General features: G+C 37.9%; 15 protein-coding genes. 12 read left to right on the top strand and 3 right to left on the bottom strand.

Annotated features, from left to right (window positions below):
* Positions 1-142: 142 nt before the first annotated feature.
* Positions 143-1030, top strand: a complete 888-nt coding sequence (locus ACIQYS_RS08745) for an NAD-dependent epimerase/dehydratase family protein (RefSeq protein ID WP_402977785.1) — start codon at positions 143-145, stop codon at positions 1028-1030.
* A gap of 62 nt (positions 1031-1092) precedes the next feature.
* Here the strand turns inward: ACIQYS_RS08745 and ACIQYS_RS08740 are convergent, their stop codons facing one another.
* A complete protein-coding gene (locus ACIQYS_RS08740; protein WP_402977781.1) occupies positions 1093-1902 on the bottom strand; it encodes an alpha/beta fold hydrolase in 810 nt (269 codons plus the stop codon).
* A 197-nt stretch (positions 1903-2099) separates the two neighbouring features.
* Between ACIQYS_RS08740 and ACIQYS_RS08735 the strand changes: the two genes are divergently transcribed.
* Both ACIQYS_RS08735 and ACIQYS_RS08730 read left to right on the top strand, forming a co-directional pair.
* On the top strand, positions 2100-2849 hold the full coding sequence (locus ACIQYS_RS08735; protein ID WP_402977778.1) for a gluconate 2-dehydrogenase subunit 3 family protein: 750 nt from the start codon (positions 2100-2102) through the stop codon (positions 2847-2849).
* Between the two features lie 21 nt (positions 2850-2870).
* On the top strand, positions 2871-4583 hold the full coding sequence (locus ACIQYS_RS08730; RefSeq protein ID WP_402977775.1) for a GMC family oxidoreductase: 1713 nt from the start codon (positions 2871-2873) through the stop codon (positions 4581-4583).
* Between the two features lie 141 nt (positions 4584-4724).
* Here the strand turns inward: ACIQYS_RS08730 and ACIQYS_RS08725 are convergent, their stop codons facing one another.
* Positions 4725-5990 (bottom strand): TRAP transporter large permease, encoded by a 1266-nt coding sequence (locus tag ACIQYS_RS08725; protein WP_402977772.1) that lies wholly within the window; start codon positions 5988-5990, stop codon positions 4725-4727.
* Positions 5978-6475, bottom strand: coding sequence for a TRAP transporter small permease (locus tag ACIQYS_RS08720; RefSeq protein ID WP_402977769.1), 498 nt, complete (start codon positions 6473-6475; stop codon positions 5978-5980). The genes ACIQYS_RS08725 and ACIQYS_RS08720 overlap by 13 nt, the downstream gene beginning before the upstream one ends.
* 341 nt (positions 6476-6816) lie before the next feature.
* Here ACIQYS_RS08720 and ACIQYS_RS08715 point away from each other — a divergent pair, with 341 nt between their 5' ends.
* From ACIQYS_RS08715 to ACIQYS_RS08675, 9 genes are all read left to right on the top strand, one after another.
* Positions 6817-7845 carry a DctP family TRAP transporter solute-binding subunit gene (locus ACIQYS_RS08715; protein WP_402977766.1) on the top strand — a complete coding sequence of 343 codons (1029 nt, stop codon included), beginning with the start codon at positions 6817-6819 and terminating at the stop codon, positions 7843-7845.
* Between the two features lie 45 nt (positions 7846-7890).
* Positions 7891-9234, top strand: a complete 1344-nt coding sequence (locus ACIQYS_RS08710) for an MmgE/PrpD family protein (protein ID WP_402977763.1) — start codon at positions 7891-7893, stop codon at positions 9232-9234.
* 21 nt (positions 9235-9255) lie between these two features.
* On the top strand, positions 9256-9645 hold the full coding sequence (gene pcaC, locus ACIQYS_RS08705; protein ID WP_402977760.1) for a 4-carboxymuconolactone decarboxylase: 390 nt from the start codon (positions 9256-9258) through the stop codon (positions 9643-9645).
* Positions 9646-9981: 336 nt separating this feature from the next.
* Positions 9982-11319 (top strand): MmgE/PrpD family protein, encoded by a 1338-nt coding sequence (locus ACIQYS_RS08700; RefSeq protein WP_402977757.1) that lies wholly within the window; start codon positions 9982-9984, stop codon positions 11317-11319.
* Positions 11320-11353: 34 nt separating this feature from the next.
* Positions 11354-11848, top strand: coding sequence for a PaaI family thioesterase (locus tag ACIQYS_RS08695; protein WP_402977754.1), 495 nt, complete (start codon positions 11354-11356; stop codon positions 11846-11848).
* A gap of 25 nt (positions 11849-11873) precedes the next feature.
* Positions 11874-12719: a fumarate hydratase gene (locus ACIQYS_RS08690; protein ID WP_402977751.1), complete on the top strand. Its 846-nt coding sequence runs from the start codon at positions 11874-11876 to the stop codon at positions 12717-12719.
* Positions 12720-12922: 203 nt separating this feature from the next.
* Positions 12923-13501 (top strand): Fe-S-containing hydro-lyase, encoded by a 579-nt coding sequence (locus tag ACIQYS_RS08685; RefSeq protein ID WP_402977748.1) that lies wholly within the window; start codon positions 12923-12925, stop codon positions 13499-13501.
* Entirely contained in the window at positions 13501-14409 is a 909-nt protein-coding gene (locus tag ACIQYS_RS08680) for an NAD(P)-dependent oxidoreductase (RefSeq protein ID WP_402977745.1), read from the top strand. The genes ACIQYS_RS08685 and ACIQYS_RS08680 overlap by 1 nt, the downstream gene beginning before the upstream one ends.
* A gap of 10 nt (positions 14410-14419) precedes the next feature.
* Complete coding sequence (locus ACIQYS_RS08675) at positions 14420-15085, top strand: GntR family transcriptional regulator (protein WP_402977742.1); 666 nt, start codon at positions 14420-14422, stop codon at positions 15083-15085.
* The last annotated feature ends 27 nt before the right edge of the window (positions 15086-15112 follow it).

Here is a 15112-nt window from a genome sequence, read left to right as displayed (position 1 = left end):
TATAGGGGCTGTCCCCAAAGTCGACACCAACCGACTTTGGAACAGCCCCTTTTTTGACTATTATAGGAAGTTATAATAGTAATGAATAATATTGCTTTAGATGAATAGATATAGTATGTTCATAAAAAAAGGGGATGAAAAAATGAGAAAAGCATTAGTAATAGGGGGCACTAGATTTTTTGGCGTGCATTTAGTAGAAGCATTGTTGGCAAAAGGTTTTGAGGTAACAATCGCGACGAGGGGGAAAACGCAGGATCCGTTTTCAACTAAAGTGAATCGTATTATTGTTGATCGTTTAGACTTAGGACAATTCAAGGAACGTTGTGGAAATGAAACATGGGATATCGTTTTCGATCAAATTTGTTATTCCTCTCAGGAAGCATTGGACGCTATTGAAGTGTTCCATGACAAAACGAAGAAATACGTATTCACTTCTTCTAAGTCCGTCTATGGGGAAGGAGGTTTCGTGGAAGAAGACTTTAATCCTTTCGAATACAACATTATTCCAGGACCAAAAGAGGACTTCACATACAACGAAGGAAAACGACAAGCAGAAGCGGTATTTTTTCAAAAAGCAACCTTCCCTGTTGTAGCAGTGAGATTTCCAATTGTTTTGGGATTGAATGATTACACGAAACGACTTCATTTCCATATTGAAAAGATCTTAAATCACGAGGAGATACACTTAGTAAATCCAGAGGCGTCGATTGATTTTATTACCGAAGAAGAAGCAGGAGAATTTCTTGCTTGGATTGGTCTTTCAGACTTCACTGGACCAATTAATGCGTTGTCTAACGGAAAAGTGAAATTAAGAGACATGATTACTACTATAGAAGAAAAGATACAAACTTCTGCGATCATTACATCTATTCCAGATGAGACGAATGTTTCGCCGTTTAACATTTCTAAGTCATGGCTGATCAGCAACGAGAAAGCTAGCACTTTAGGTTTCCAATTTACTAATTTAAATGAGTGGTTGCCTCAGTTGATAGGGGATATAATATTACAGGTGCCAGGCAGCCACAAATAAGAAGGTTTGCTGACAAATAAAAGCTATTTCATAAAGGGAAGCCCTTTGTGAAATAGCTTTTTTTATCCAACAAAGTTTGCAATTTCCTCATTGAATTTTTCCATCTCACAATAAAATAATCCATGTCCACTATATTCAAAAGGAATTAATATCGAATTCTTGATGCTTCGATGCATGAGTTCGGCAAGATCGAATGAACATACTCTATCTTGTTTTCCATGCAAAATGGCTGTTGGGACGTTTATATGTCGTAGGTCATTGCGTAGATCTTCGTCTCGAAGAGAGACTAAACATTTGGCAGTAGCATTACCCGATGCTGCTAATCCAAGATCGTGGAACCATTCGATAAAACTCTTTGATAAGTAGCGGGCAAAGAAGGTATCACCAAAATCACTTAACATTTTAGGACGATCTGCATAAGTTGCTTCTATTAATTTATTTACTTCTTCCACTGTTTTTCCATACGGGAAATCCTGTCGTTTCGTAAAAACAGGGGCAGCTGCTCCAATTAACGCAAGTTTCGATACTTTATAACCCGCATGTCGAGCAATATAGCGAATGGAAATGGCTCCTCCCATCGAGTGCCCAGCGAGTGTTATATCTTCCAAGCCAAGTGTATCAATAATGATGCGGATATCGTCTGCTAACCGATCATATGTATAGCTGCTCCACGGTTTACTCGACTTTCCAAACCCACGAATATCGATTGCAATGCAACGATAGCCCATCATTGGAAGATGATTGAATTGATACTCAAACATTCGATGATTTGCGGGCCAACCGTGGATAAATAAAATGGTTTTATTCGAATTTGAGTTAATATCCTCCACAAAAATATTAACCCCTTTTTCCACTTTTACGTAATAACCCATTCATACTCCTCCAATACGAAGTCAAAATTTCCACTCTACTAATATATGAGCGATGAAATAGGGATATTCAAAAGGAATTTTCCAGGCTGTAAAAAGTTTGTATTAGGTTTTTGTTAGATGATTGAGTTTGGTTATATTTGGCTAAACTTTCGTTGAAGGTAATGTTGAATTCATCATTTTTTAAGGAGATTATGATTATGTCAGAAGAAAAGAAAAATGTTTCAACAAGAAGAGACTTTTTAAAAACGACAGGAGTTGCCGCTGGAGCTTTAATCGGTGGGGGAATAATCGGTGGATTGGTTGGTTATAACGTCAATGGGACGAGTCCAACGACTGCACCAAAAGGGACAAGTCCGAGTGATCATACGCAACATGCGAATGCAGGATTCCAATTTTTCCAAAATAATCGAGATTTTGAAGTGATCTCGAACGCGATGGAACGTATTTTTCCGAAAGATGATTTAGGCCCAGGGGCGATTGAGTTAGGGGTTCCTTATTTCCTCGATCGTCAATTAGCGGGTCAATATGGTAGTAACACGAAAGAGTACATGCAGGGACCATTTGCGGTCGGTGCACCAACGCAAGGGTATCAAAGTCGGTTGACACGCGCGGAAGTTTTTAAGCAAGGGATTGCCAAACTAGAAGGGGAAGCCCAAGCAAGGTTCAATAGTGGATTTGCAAGTTTAGAACCGCAGCAAATGGATGAAATCTTAACTGCTTTTGCGAAGGATGAAGTTCCAATGGTTGGAACCACTTCTGCATTTTTCTTTAGACTACTTCGAACTGCAACATTAGAAGGAGCATATTCGGATCCTATGTATAGCGGAAATAATAATATGGATGGTTGGAGAATGAAAGATTTCCCTGGACACCAAATGGCTTATATTAGCGTAATTGAAAGCGAAGAATTCCAAAAAATCGAGCCAAAGTCGCTTGGCAGCATGTAAGAGGAGAAAGGGGTACTATTAATGGCTACTACATTACCGAAAGTAGATGTTGTAACAGTTGGGTTAGGATGGACAGGCGGGTTGATCGCTGCAGAATGTTCGAAAGCCGGACTCAAGGTTGTTGGTTTAGAACGAGGAGAAAAGCGGGGAACAGAAGATTATTTGAAAGTACACGACGAGTATAGATATGCGGTTCGATACGAATTAATGCAAAACTTATCCAAAGAGACAATTACGATTCGAAATCACCGGAAAATGCCTGCACTTCCTATGCGTCAAATGAGCTCTTTTCTACTTGGAAACGGACTAGGCGGTTCTTTGACTCATTGGAATGGTCATTCTTGGAGATTCTTACCATACGATTTTCAAATTAAAACAATGACGGATGAAAAATATGGACCAAATAAGTTATCCAAAGATTACTTGCTACAAGACTGGGGAGTAACTTACGATGAATTAGAGCCGTATTTCTATAAATATGAACAAACTCTCGGCATATCCGGTGAAGATACCAATCCATTTTGGGGAAAACGAGCAGAGCCTTTCCCTACCCCGCCGATGAAAAAAACACCGATATTAAAGAAATTCGAAAGTGCTACACAAAAATTAGGGTATAACCCATTTATGCTACCTTCTGCGAATTTATCCGAACCGTACACAAATCCTGACGGAGCATCGATAAATGCCTGTCAATATTGTGGTTTCTGTGAGCGATTCGGTTGCGAGTATGGTGCGAAGAGCTCCGCGGAAATAACGGTCATACCGACAGCAGAGAAAACTGGTAACTTTGAAATCAGGTACCGAGCAAATGTGGTAGAAGTAATAAAACAAGGAAATAAAGTAACGGGTGTGAAATACTTAGATATCCTTTCTGGGGAAGAATTTATTCAACCAGCGGAAGTAGTCGTATTAACAAGTTATGTCATGAATAATGCAAAACTTCTGATGGTATCTAAGATTGGAGAACAATATGATCCTGCTACGGGTAAGGGAACATTAGGGAAGAATTACTGCTATCAAATTCTTCCAGGTGCAAATGGTTATTTTGATGAGCAAATGAATACATTTATGGGTGCAGGTGCGCTCGGCATGACAATCGATGACTTTAATGGTGATAGTTTTGATCATAGCGATTTAAATTTTATTCACGGGGCAAGTATTTCCCTTACGCAAACAGGTGTTAGACCAATTGAAACAAATCCAATTCCTCGTGATACGCCTACATGGGGAGCGGAATTCAAGAAAAACTCTATTCACAACTTTACTCGTACACTATCGATTGGTGGCCAAGGAGCGTCAATGCCACATAAAGAGAATTTCCTTTCATTAGATAGTAAATATAAAGATGCGTATGGGTTACCGCTTCTTCAAATGACGTATAATTTTACGGATCAAGATAAAGCCTTGCATAAATATTTAACGGAAATATCGTTTAATATAATGAAGGAAATGGGTGCAAAATTGGTTGAAGGTAAAAACCCTATTACGGATTATGACATTGTTGGTTATCAAACGACTCATAATACTGGCGGTACTATTATGGGAGCGAGCCCGGATAATAGCGTTGTGAATACGTATTTACAGCACTGGGATGCGGAGAATTTATTTGTCGTTGGCGCAGGGAATTTCCCGCATAACGGTGGATATAATCCGACTGGAACAGTTGGGGCGCTAGCTTATCGAAGCGCAGAAGGTATTATTAAATACAGTAAAACAGGCGGTTCACTCGTTTAAAAGGAATGTATACTTAGAAAATGCGTAAACCGAGTACTAGAAGAAATGCATAATGCAGAGTAAATAATAGAAAGCCAAGAACCGAGGATTAAAAAGAATCTCCGAAGTTCATGGCTTTTTTGTGTTTCACTCCTGTAACGATTACTTTGTGAGTATTAACGAAATTTGAGGGAAAATGATAATAATCACAAGTACAATAGCAAAGATGGCAAAAAACGGCACTACACCTCTGATTACGCGATCGACTTTTTCCTCTGCGATTGCACTCACAACGAACAAATTGAGTCCGACCGGTGGTGTAATCATACCAAGCTCCATATTTACTACCATGATAATCGCAAAATGGATTACGTTTATATCTAATGCTGTAATTATTGGTAATAAAATTGGGAGTGTAATTAATATAATGGCAGTTGGCTCTAAGAACATTCCAAGTATAAAAAATGCAATACTAATGATTAATAAAAACGTCCATTTATTAAAACCACTATCACTCACCCAAGTAGCAAACTCTTGTGGAATTTGTTCCGTCGTTAAAAACATCCCTAATATAAGCGCAGAAGCAATAATTAAAAAGATCATCGATGTAGTAGTAATCGATTCTGTTACTATTTGTTTAAATTTACTCCAATCTAATTCTCTATAAATAAAAATCGATACAATAATAGAATATAAGCAAGCTAAAAAGGATGCTTCTGTTGGTGTAACAACTCCACTATAAATTGCTCCTAATATAAGGATAGGCATTACTAATCCCCATACCGCTTTTAATGTGGGTCTCCATCGCTCATTTAAAGGCACTTTTTCCAATCCACCATAGCCTTTTCGATGCGCCACGATTACCGCATATACCATTAGGGCGAAGCCAAGCAATATTCCTGGTAAAATACCTGCTGAAAATAATTTTCCAGTAGATTCTTCCGAAACCGAACTATAAAGAATAAGTGGGATAGAAGGCGGAATTAGAATTCCTAATGTCCCAGCTGCTGCAACTAATCCCATCGCGTAATTCTTATCATATCCTGCTTTCACCATCATTGGGATCATAATTGCTCCAATAGCTGCTGCAGTAGCGGGGCTCGATCCAGAAATCGCAGCAAAAACCATACATGCTAGAACAGCAACGACAGATAAGCCCCCCTTTGTATGACCTACCCAAGTTCTAATACATTCGATCAAATATTTGGAAATTCCACCTTTAGCCATGATGAGACCTGCGAATACAAAACCAGGGATGGCCATTAGTGTAGTACTATTCACACCCGTAAACATTTTTTGAATGACCGTGTTAAGAGAGAAGTCTACTAAAAATAGACCAGTAATACTGGATACTACTAGACTTATCGCAATAGGAACTCTTAAAAAAGCTAATACAAACAATAAAGCAATGACGATTATTGCTGCCATTCCATATCACCTCCGCCGGTCACGTCTTCTTTTTTCACGAAAAATCTGTATGCTTTTTCACAGAAGCGAATAAATAACAGCGCTCCTGCAATAGGCATGATTAAATAGTTGATCCAAATAGGGAAACCAAGATCAATCGTTTTAATAGCCTGAGCATGCGCTACTAAAACCATCTCTAAGCCTGTCCAAAAGATAAAAATACTAAAACCAATCCCAATAATAAAAGTAATCACTTGACAGAAATTTTTCATTTTCGGACCTGATTTGTCGTAAAGAAATTCAATGGCAATATGTCTATCATCTTTTAAAGCTGTAGAGAAGCCTATGAAAATTGCCCATACAAGTAGCATCGTATAAACTTCTGTTGCCCAGCTTTGAGAAGTCCCAACTACATACCTCATGAAGACTGAGTAGAGACTAACACCAATACCTACTAGGAACAAAAATCCAGATAAAGCGCTTTCAATATAATTTAAAACTCTCAATAAAATTCCTCCTTTATCAAATTTGTATTTCGGATACAGGATTACAAACTAAATAATAATATAGGGTTATTCAAAAGACAATACCATTTAGCTGAATATACTAAATATTTTTAATTCTTCTTTACAATGGATTTTTGTTGTGATAATTTGTATTTGAGTTGTATCCAATAAACAAGATTCATAAGATTTGAGACAACTCATTTTTTATTCATTAATAAAGTTAATTAGAAAGCGTGGTGTGCTGAGTAAAATGAAATGGTTTATATGAAAGCCCTTTCACTTATAATGATGCAAAACTCGTAATTATTATCTTTTTACTAAAAAATTTAAGGGGGATTTTTGTGAAAAAGTTATCCATATTTCTATTATTAATCATGTCCGTATTCGTTCTAGGAGCATGCCAAAGTGATGAAAAAATTGCTGTGTCAGGTGAAAGTAGCGATGGAGTGCAAGAAATGAAAATTAAATTTTCTCACGTTGTTGCAGAAAATACACCGAAGCATCAAGGTGCACTAGCTATGAAGGAATATATTGAAAAAGAATCAGATGGCAAGATTAAAGTAGAAATCTATCCGAATAGTTCACTGTTTGGAGATCAAGATGAATATCAAAACTTAGTAGCAAATAATATTCAATTTATCGCACCCGATTTAACAAAATTCGTAGGGAATAACCCCCAATTCAACGTTCCTGCACTTCCATTTGCGTTTGCCGATGATAACGAAGCAATTGCATTTTGGGATGGAGAAAAAGGAAAGGAAGTATTAAGTAGCCTAAAAGACGATGGTGTTATTGGATTGTCTATGTGGCCAAATGGAGGAAAACATTTAACGAATGGTAAACATGCCATTAGTTCACCAGCCGATTTAAAAGGTTTAAAATTCCGTACGCAAGGTGGTCAAGTATTAGAATCTATGTATTCAGCACTTGGAGCGGGTTCTGAGTCTATTCCATTTGGAGAATTATACACTGCACTTGACCAAGGGGTAGTAGATGGACAAGAAAACACATTTAGTAATATCGAATCCAAAAAATTCGACGAAGTTCAAAAGTATATGACTGTCATGAATCATACGCGTGTTGACTATGCTGTATTTACGAACACGAAATTCTGGGACAGCATGAATGCTGCGACAAAAGCAATTGTGGAAGGCGGATTGGCAGCAGGTACTGAGGTAGCACGTGCAGAAGCGAAAAGCCTGAATGAAAAAGCGCTTGAAAAGATAAAAGAAAGAGGCAATGTAGAAATTGTAGAGTTAACACCAGAACAAGTGGAAGAATTCAAAAAAGTATTGGAGCCTATTTATGAAGAATATAAATCTCAAATAGGGGCAGATGTAATTGAAGCAGCAAGAAATGCAGGAAAATAAATAACTCGACCTAAACAATAGGGTCGTGTAAAGAGGTGGAAGCAAATGGTAACAAAAACGTTAGTGAATCATTGTTTATCGACTTCCTATGATCAAATTCCACAAGAAGTGAAACTTCATGGGAAAAGAAGCTTGTTAAATTGGATGGGTGTAGCAATTGGAGCTTCCACCCATCCTTCTATCGATATGTTATTAGAAGTAACAAAAGACTTAAAAACTGCAGAACAAGCCTCCATTTTTGGTCGAGAAGAAAAGGTCGATCTATTAATGGCTGCATTAATAAATGGAACATCTTCGCATATTTTTGACTACGATGACACGCACCTGGATACGATTCATCATCCAAGTGGTCCAGTTGCTCCAGTCGTTTTTGCTCTAGGAGAGCATTTAGGTTTAAGTGGAGAAGAAATATTGCATGCGTTTATTTTAGGGTGCGAAGCAGAATTAAGAATTGCTAATGCAGTTTATCCAAGCCACTATCAACTAGGCTGGCATATTACGAGTACTACCGGTGTTTTTGGAGCGGCTATTGCAGCGGGAATCCTTCTAAAATTAGACAGGGAGCAATTAACATGGGCACTAGGAATCGCAGGAACACAATCCTCTGGTTTAAGAGAAGTATTTGGAACGATGACGAAACCATTCCATCCTGGAAAAGCCGCACAAAATGGGCTACTTGCTGCACTTCTGGCAAAAAAAGGATTTACAAGTTCTGAACAGATTTTAGAAGCTAAACGAGGCTTTGCAAATGTACTGGCACCAGAACATGATTTAGAAAAAGTAAATGTCCTTTGGGGTGAAGACTGGGAACTATTGAAAAATAGTTTTAAACCATATGCTTGTGGCATTGTGCTACATCCTTCGATTGATGCATGTATCTATTTACAGAGCAGAGTTTCACCTGAAGATCTTCAGTCTATCGAGCTAAAAGTTCATCCTTATGTACTTGAATTGACTGGAAAAGAAACACCTCAAACAGGATTAGAAGGAAAGTTCAGTGTATACTTCACAGCTGCCATTGCATTTTTAGATGGCGATGCAAGTGAAAGACAATATACCGATGAAAAAGTGAAAAATGAAAAAGTGCTAGAAATGCAAAAGAAAATAAGTATTACGATAGATGAAGCGATAAAAGAAGAAGAGGTTGAAGTGACAGCCATTTTAAAAGATGGATCAGAAATAACGCATAAAGTAGAACATGCAAAAGGTAGTATCCAAAATCCGATGCAAGAAAAGGAACTATTAGCAAAGTTTAGTAGTCTCGTGGAAGGAAATTTAGGCAAATCAAGCTCGGATAGTATGGCAAATTTCCTATTACATTTAGATGAGTATCCTTCTATAGCTAAGTTGATCCTTATGAATCAAAAAAACAAAGTGTTATCCAAATAAAAAAGAGGCAGGAGAATCGTTATGAACAAAGAAAAATTTGAAAAAGGATTAGAAATAAGACGCAGTGTTCTCGGAGCAGAGTATGTAGATAGTTCCATTCAAAATGCAACTGATTTTAATATGCCAATGCAAGAACTCGTAACAGAATATTGTTGGGGGGAGATCTGGGCAAGACCAGGTCTACCAAAGAAAACAAGAAGTATGTTAAATCTCGCCATGATTACCGCTTTAAATAGACCACATGAATTAAAACTTCATGTGAGAGGGGCCATCAATAATGGTCTAACGAAAGATGAAATTCAAGAAATATTTTTACAGACTGCTATTTATTGTGGAGTGCCAGCAGCGATTGATAGTTTTAGAACGGCAAAAGAAGTTTTTGATGAAATGGATAAAGAAGAAAAGAACTAAAAATTTTTGAAGTATTATTGGATACAAAATACAAAACGTCACGCCAAATCAAAACATTTTAAAAAAGCATAGTGAAAGTATCCTATACAAAAAGTACAGTAAACGATAGAGCATACATCACGGTAACAGGGTATCTTGCGATTCAAGTTGTGCATCTGGCGATTTGTGGAGTCTATTTTGCGCTTCTCACTGATGACCTTGCGATTTTCAACCTCTATCTTGCGAATCGCTCATATTTTGAATAAAAGCCATTAGAAGTTGAGCTAAATATTTCAGATAACGGACCCCAAGATGCACTTTATGCTTTTTTTATATTCCATAAAGGAGACTTGAAACATGGATTTAAGTAGAGAGTTAGCCAAATACAGTCAAGAACTAACCTATGAGAAAATACCGCCTGAAGTTGTAGAATTTACAAAGCTTTGTATATTGGATTATTTTGGATCAGCTATCGCTGGTTCTAATAAAGTACCAGTTCAGATGATAAGTGAACTAGTAAAAGAGATGGGCGGTTCAGAACAAGCAAGCCTTTTTACTGGAGGGAAATCGTCTGCTATTAATGCAGCACTTGTAAATGGTGCAGCAAGTCATGTAGTAGAGCTAGATGACATTCATAAAGGGTCCATTATCCATGCAGCTACTGTCGTCATTCCCGCAGCACTTGCTGTAGCACAATGGAAAAAGCTATCTGGGAAAGAGTTAATAACCGCAATCGTTATTGGCTATGAAGTTTGTTTTAGAATTGGAGAAGCAGTTTCCCCGTCCCATTACTACTATTGGCATAATACTGCGACGTGTGGAACATTTGGTGCAGCTATTGCGGCTGCAAAATTACTTCATCTGACGGAAGATGAAATGGTTTTTGCATTAGGAAATGCAGGTACACAAGCAGCTGGACTATGGGAATTTATCGTAGATGGTGCAATGACCAAACAACTACATTCTGGAAAAGCAGCAATGAATGGAGTTCTAGCAGCACTATTAGCACATAAAGGTTTTACTGGTCCAAGAAAAATTTTGGAAGGTGATCGTGGATTTTTTAAAGCGATGAGTGATCAATATGATGCATCCAAAATAACAGAAGGTTTAGGAAAAGAATTCAAAATTCTAGAGAATTCCTTTAAAATTCATGCATCCTGCCGCCATACGCATCATGCAATTGATTTATTAATTGAAATTTTTCAGGAACGCAGACCAACCTTTGAGGAAATTGAGTCTATTACGGTTAAATCATATAAAGCTGCCATAGATATAACAGACAATGATGACCCAACAACCGAGTATGCTGCTAAATTTAGTTTGCAATTTTGTTCAGCATTAGCGATTTTAACTGGAAGCGCAGGCTTAGCAGATTTTAATGAATCTACTTTATGGGACAGTCAAATTCGACAACTATTGAAAAAAGTACATGTAAGTATTGATCCACATATCAATGCGAACTACCCAGAACAATGGGGAGCTACAGTAGAAGTTGTTTTAGCGAATGGAGAAACGATCCATAAACAATCCGATTTTCCAAAAGGCGACCCAGAAAACGCTGTTACTGCAGAAGAACTAATTGACAAGTTTACGAATATGACCAACGAAATTTCCGATATAAAAAAACAGCAGATTATACGAGATATTTTAGCACTAGAGTTTATAGAGAGTGCGGAATCTGTAATGGCTAACTAATAAAAGGGAAGCAAGATAAGGAGGGGGAAATACGATGGAAGCTAATAAAAATGAACAACTCAACTTTATACAAAACACATTAAAAAGCTTAAGTAATCATGAGCTAAGCCAGATATCCTACTTACTGTCTCTTTATCAGGCTTCCTCTACTGATGAGCAATTAACCGATATCCCGATGCACTTTTTAGGGAGATTTTTAGGGATTCAACAAAATGAAAATGGCACAACTGAAATGAAATTAGGCATTCAAAATGAAAATACATATGGTGTTGCTCAGGGGGGCTCTATTTACACACTGGCGGATGTCGCCATTGGATTTCAAATATTAAAATCTCTGGAAGAGGGAGAAAAGGTTTTGACTTTAGAACTAAAAGTAAACTTTATCAAAAAGGGGCAAGGTTCTCGTTTGATCGCAAGTCCTACTATCCTTTATCAAGGAAAGAATACGGTAGTTTCTGAGTGTGATATTACAGATGATGAAGGAAGGTTAATAGCAAAGGCACTTGGAACCTTTTATATTGTGCGTTAGAAAAAAGGAGAAAGTAGGATAGTAGATGAAAATAATCCATTACGAACATATCGTTGAACAAGTTGCAGAGATGTGTAAGAAATCAAATTACAATTTGGGGGAAGATGTTTATTCTGCTTTTAAACTAGCGCTACAAACCGAACAATCAGCAATAGGGAAAGAAGTGATTAGCCAGTTAATCGAGAATGCGGATATCGCTAAAACTGAACAAGTGCCAATGTGTCAGGATACTGGAACAGCCGTCTTCATCGTGGAAGTAGGCCAAGACTGTCATATTGTTGGAGGAAGCTTGGTCGATGCGATTAATGAAGGAGTCAAAAAGGGATACGGAGAAGGTTATTTGCGAAATTCCATCATTTATAATCCATTGAATCGCAAAAATACAGGAGATAATACACCAGCCATTGTCCATCTCGACTTAGTGGAGGGAGACAGTATAACGATTCATATGACTGCAAAAGGTGGAGGCGCAGAAAATATGAGTGATTTGAAGATGTTAAAACCTTCAGATGGGATTGAAGGAGTGAAAAAATATATTCTATCGATCGTAAAAGAAGCTGGTCCTAATGCGTGTCCTCCGCTAGTAGTAGGTGTTGGTATTGGTGGAAACTTTGAGCGCTGTGCTTACTTAGCGAAAAAATCATTGTTTCGGCCTTTAGGTATTCGCCATGAAGACCCTGTTGTTGCTGAGCTAGAAGAGGAGCTGATGAAGGAGATCAACCGACTAGGTATCGGTCCACAAGGGATGGGTGGAAGTACAACCGCACTAGATGTAAAAGTAGAGGTTGAATCCTGTCATATAGCCGCACTACCTGTTGCGGTTAACCTTAACTGTCACGCCAGCCGCCATCAAACCATTATTTTAACTTAATTCAGCAGATTTTCCCATTTCTATAAGTAGTGAGATGAATGCAAAGCATGAATACAATTCAGTAGGAATCCGCAAACCCCTGCTGAATAAAGTTAATGCCCCCGGCGGATGCCACAGATTTTTAAAGGAATTTATCGAGCGAGCTAGATAAAAATCTGGGCACAAATACGCCAAGGCGAATTTGATATTAAGGAGAGCAAACTGTGCAGAAAAAAATAAATCTACCATTACAAGAAGCTGACCTTATTTCATTAAAAGCAGGCGACCGCGTACTGATATCTGGCGTTGTTTATACTGCGAGAGATGCTGCTCATAAACGAATGATTGAACAAGAAAAAGAAGGAATTCCTTTCCCAATTAATCTATCCAATCAAGTGATTTACTATGTAGGACCAACACCAGCAAAGCCCGGAAAAGTTATTGGTTCAGCTGGACCAACGACTAGTGGAAGAATGGATTTATATACACCAAGATTACTGGAAGCAGGATTAAAGGGGATGATTGGAAAGGGATACCGTAGCGATGATGTGAAGAAAGCAATGATAAAGCATAAGGCTGTCTATTTCGGTGCAGTTGGTGGAGCTGCCGCATTAATTTCTCGTTCGATCAAATCTTCTGAAATAGTTGCGTATGAAGATTTAGGGACAGAAGCAATAAGAAGATTAACGATTGAGAACTTTCCAGTGTTTGTCATTAATGATATGTATGGTGGAGATATTTACGAAGAGGGCGTTTCTAAATATAAGTCATATGATTCCGAAATAGAAAGGATCGAAAAATAATGAGAGTAGGGATTATCGGTTTAGGCAATATGGGGGGTAGGATTGCAAAAAGGTTATTAGATCAAGGTGTTGAAGTAGGTGTTTTCGATGTCAATAAAGCGTTTATGCAAACATTAGTAGGTTTAGGAGCAGTAGAAGCAGAAAGTCCAGCTGATTTAGCGTTGAAGTTTCCTTATGTAATTACTGTTCTCCCTAATGTATATATCGTCAAAGAAATTTTAACAGGGCAACAAGGCTTGATAAAAGAGTTACGGCCGAACAGCCTATTAATCGATATGACCACATCCATTCCTTCGGTGACGAAGGAACTGAGCGAAATGCTAAAAACGAAAGGATTGCGGATGATCGATGCTCCTGTTAGTGGAGGCGTGAAAAAGGCTGAAGATGGGACATTGTCCATCATGGTCGGCGGGGAAGTTGCCGATTTTGAAGAAGTAAAACCCCTCTTAAATTTCATTGGACAGAATATTATTCATGTTGGAGAAATTGGCGCCGGTCATACGATAAAAGCATTAAACAATATGATTTCTGCAACGACTTTAGCGGCAACAGGAGAAGCAATGGCTCTTGGGGTAAAACTAGGATTAGACCCAACTAAAATGTTGGACGTCATTAATTCCAGTACAGGAAAAAGTTTTTCGAGTGATTTTAAATTCCCGAACCAAGTGTTAACGAGAAACTTCGAGATAGGGTTTACACTCGATTTAATGGTAAAAGATTTAAAAATCGCCTTGAGTATGGCGGAAGAGGAAAAGGTTCCTATGTTTATATCGAGTGCTTCTTTTCAATTATGGAAGCAAGCCTGGTCGAACGGAAAAGGGCAGGAAGACCATACGGCCATTGTAAAGCATATAGAAGAAATGTTCGATGTGGAAATAAGGGAAAAAACTATATCCGCAACGAGTTAGGGAGTGCGCAATGGAAAATTTCAAATTAACGGAGCAGGATCGAGCTACTTTACAATCTAAGGTAACGACCAAATTAAGAGATTTGATACTAAAAGGTGAATTTCAAATGGGTGATCGGCTCACACAAGAAGAATGGGCCCAAAAACTAGGAGTGAGCAGAATGCCACTTCGTGAAGCGTTAAGACAACTAGAAGTAGAAGGGCTAGTTCGTATTGAACCAAGAAAAGGAGCTATCGTTACACCTATATCGATAGAAGACATTGAAGAAATTTATCAGCTTAGACAAATGTTAGAAGGAGAAGTAGTAGTTCAATCTCTTCCCTATTTAGAGGAAGAGGACATAAAAGAACTAGAATATCTATATGAAAAAATGCTTCACTTAAAAAGTAGTGAACGTGATATGCACGAATATGTGATATTAAACAAAGAGTTTCATCAAATAATTATCGAAGCTTGTCCGTGGAGAAGAATTAAATCCTTTATCCATACATTGTGGAAAGGAATTCCGCCAAATACTCCAAGTTTACTTGCGAATCATCTACCGGAGTCTCACGATGAGCACCGTTTAATGTTGAAATATATTAAAGAAAAAGATGCAATGAAATTAAGAGAAGTGACGGAAAAACATATTAGAAGAACTAAAGAAAATTTAATCAAAATGATTCAAAAGAACTGAAGTAAACAATTCAAATGGAGAGGAGAT

Source organism: Psychrobacillus sp. NPDC096426, assembly GCF_044762745.1.
In the GTDB taxonomy this organism is placed as follows: Bacteria; Bacillota; Bacilli; order Bacillales_A; family Planococcaceae; genus Psychrobacillus.
Note: the sequence above shows the minus strand (reverse complement) of the source record. Positions and strands in the feature narration are given on the sequence as shown.

Bases quoted from the DNA above. Each gene is read 5' to 3' on its own strand.
- ACIQYS_RS08745 (WP_402977785.1), top strand. From the start codon at position 143: ATGAGAAAAGCATTAGTAATAGGGGGCACTAGATTTTTTGGCGTGCAT.
- ACIQYS_RS08740 (WP_402977781.1), bottom strand. From the start codon at position 1,902: ATGGGTTATTACGTAAAAGTGGAAAAAGGGGTTAATATTTTTGTGGAG.
- ACIQYS_RS08735 (WP_402977778.1), top strand. From the start codon at position 2,100: ATGTCAGAAGAAAAGAAAAATGTTTCAACAAGAAGAGACTTTTTAAAA.
- ACIQYS_RS08730 (WP_402977775.1), top strand. From the start codon at position 2,871: ATGGCTACTACATTACCGAAAGTAGATGTTGTAACAGTTGGGTTAGGA.
- ACIQYS_RS08725 (WP_402977772.1), bottom strand. From the start codon at position 5,990: ATGGCAGCAATAATCGTCATTGCTTTATTGTTTGTATTAGCTTTTTTA.
- ACIQYS_RS08710 (WP_402977763.1), top strand. From the start codon at position 7,891: ATGGTAACAAAAACGTTAGTGAATCATTGTTTATCGACTTCCTATGAT.
- pcaC (WP_402977760.1), top strand. From the start codon at position 9,256: ATGAACAAAGAAAAATTTGAAAAAGGATTAGAAATAAGACGCAGTGTT.
- ACIQYS_RS08700 (WP_402977757.1), top strand. From the start codon at position 9,982: ATGGATTTAAGTAGAGAGTTAGCCAAATACAGTCAAGAACTAACCTAT.
- ACIQYS_RS08695 (WP_402977754.1), top strand. From the start codon at position 11,354: ATGGAAGCTAATAAAAATGAACAACTCAACTTTATACAAAACACATTA.
- ACIQYS_RS08690 (WP_402977751.1), top strand. From the start codon at position 11,874: ATGAAAATAATCCATTACGAACATATCGTTGAACAAGTTGCAGAGATG.
- ACIQYS_RS08680 (WP_402977745.1), top strand. From the start codon at position 13,501: ATGAGAGTAGGGATTATCGGTTTAGGCAATATGGGGGGTAGGATTGCA.
- ACIQYS_RS08675 (WP_402977742.1), top strand. From the start codon at position 14,420: ATGGAAAATTTCAAATTAACGGAGCAGGATCGAGCTACTTTACAATCT.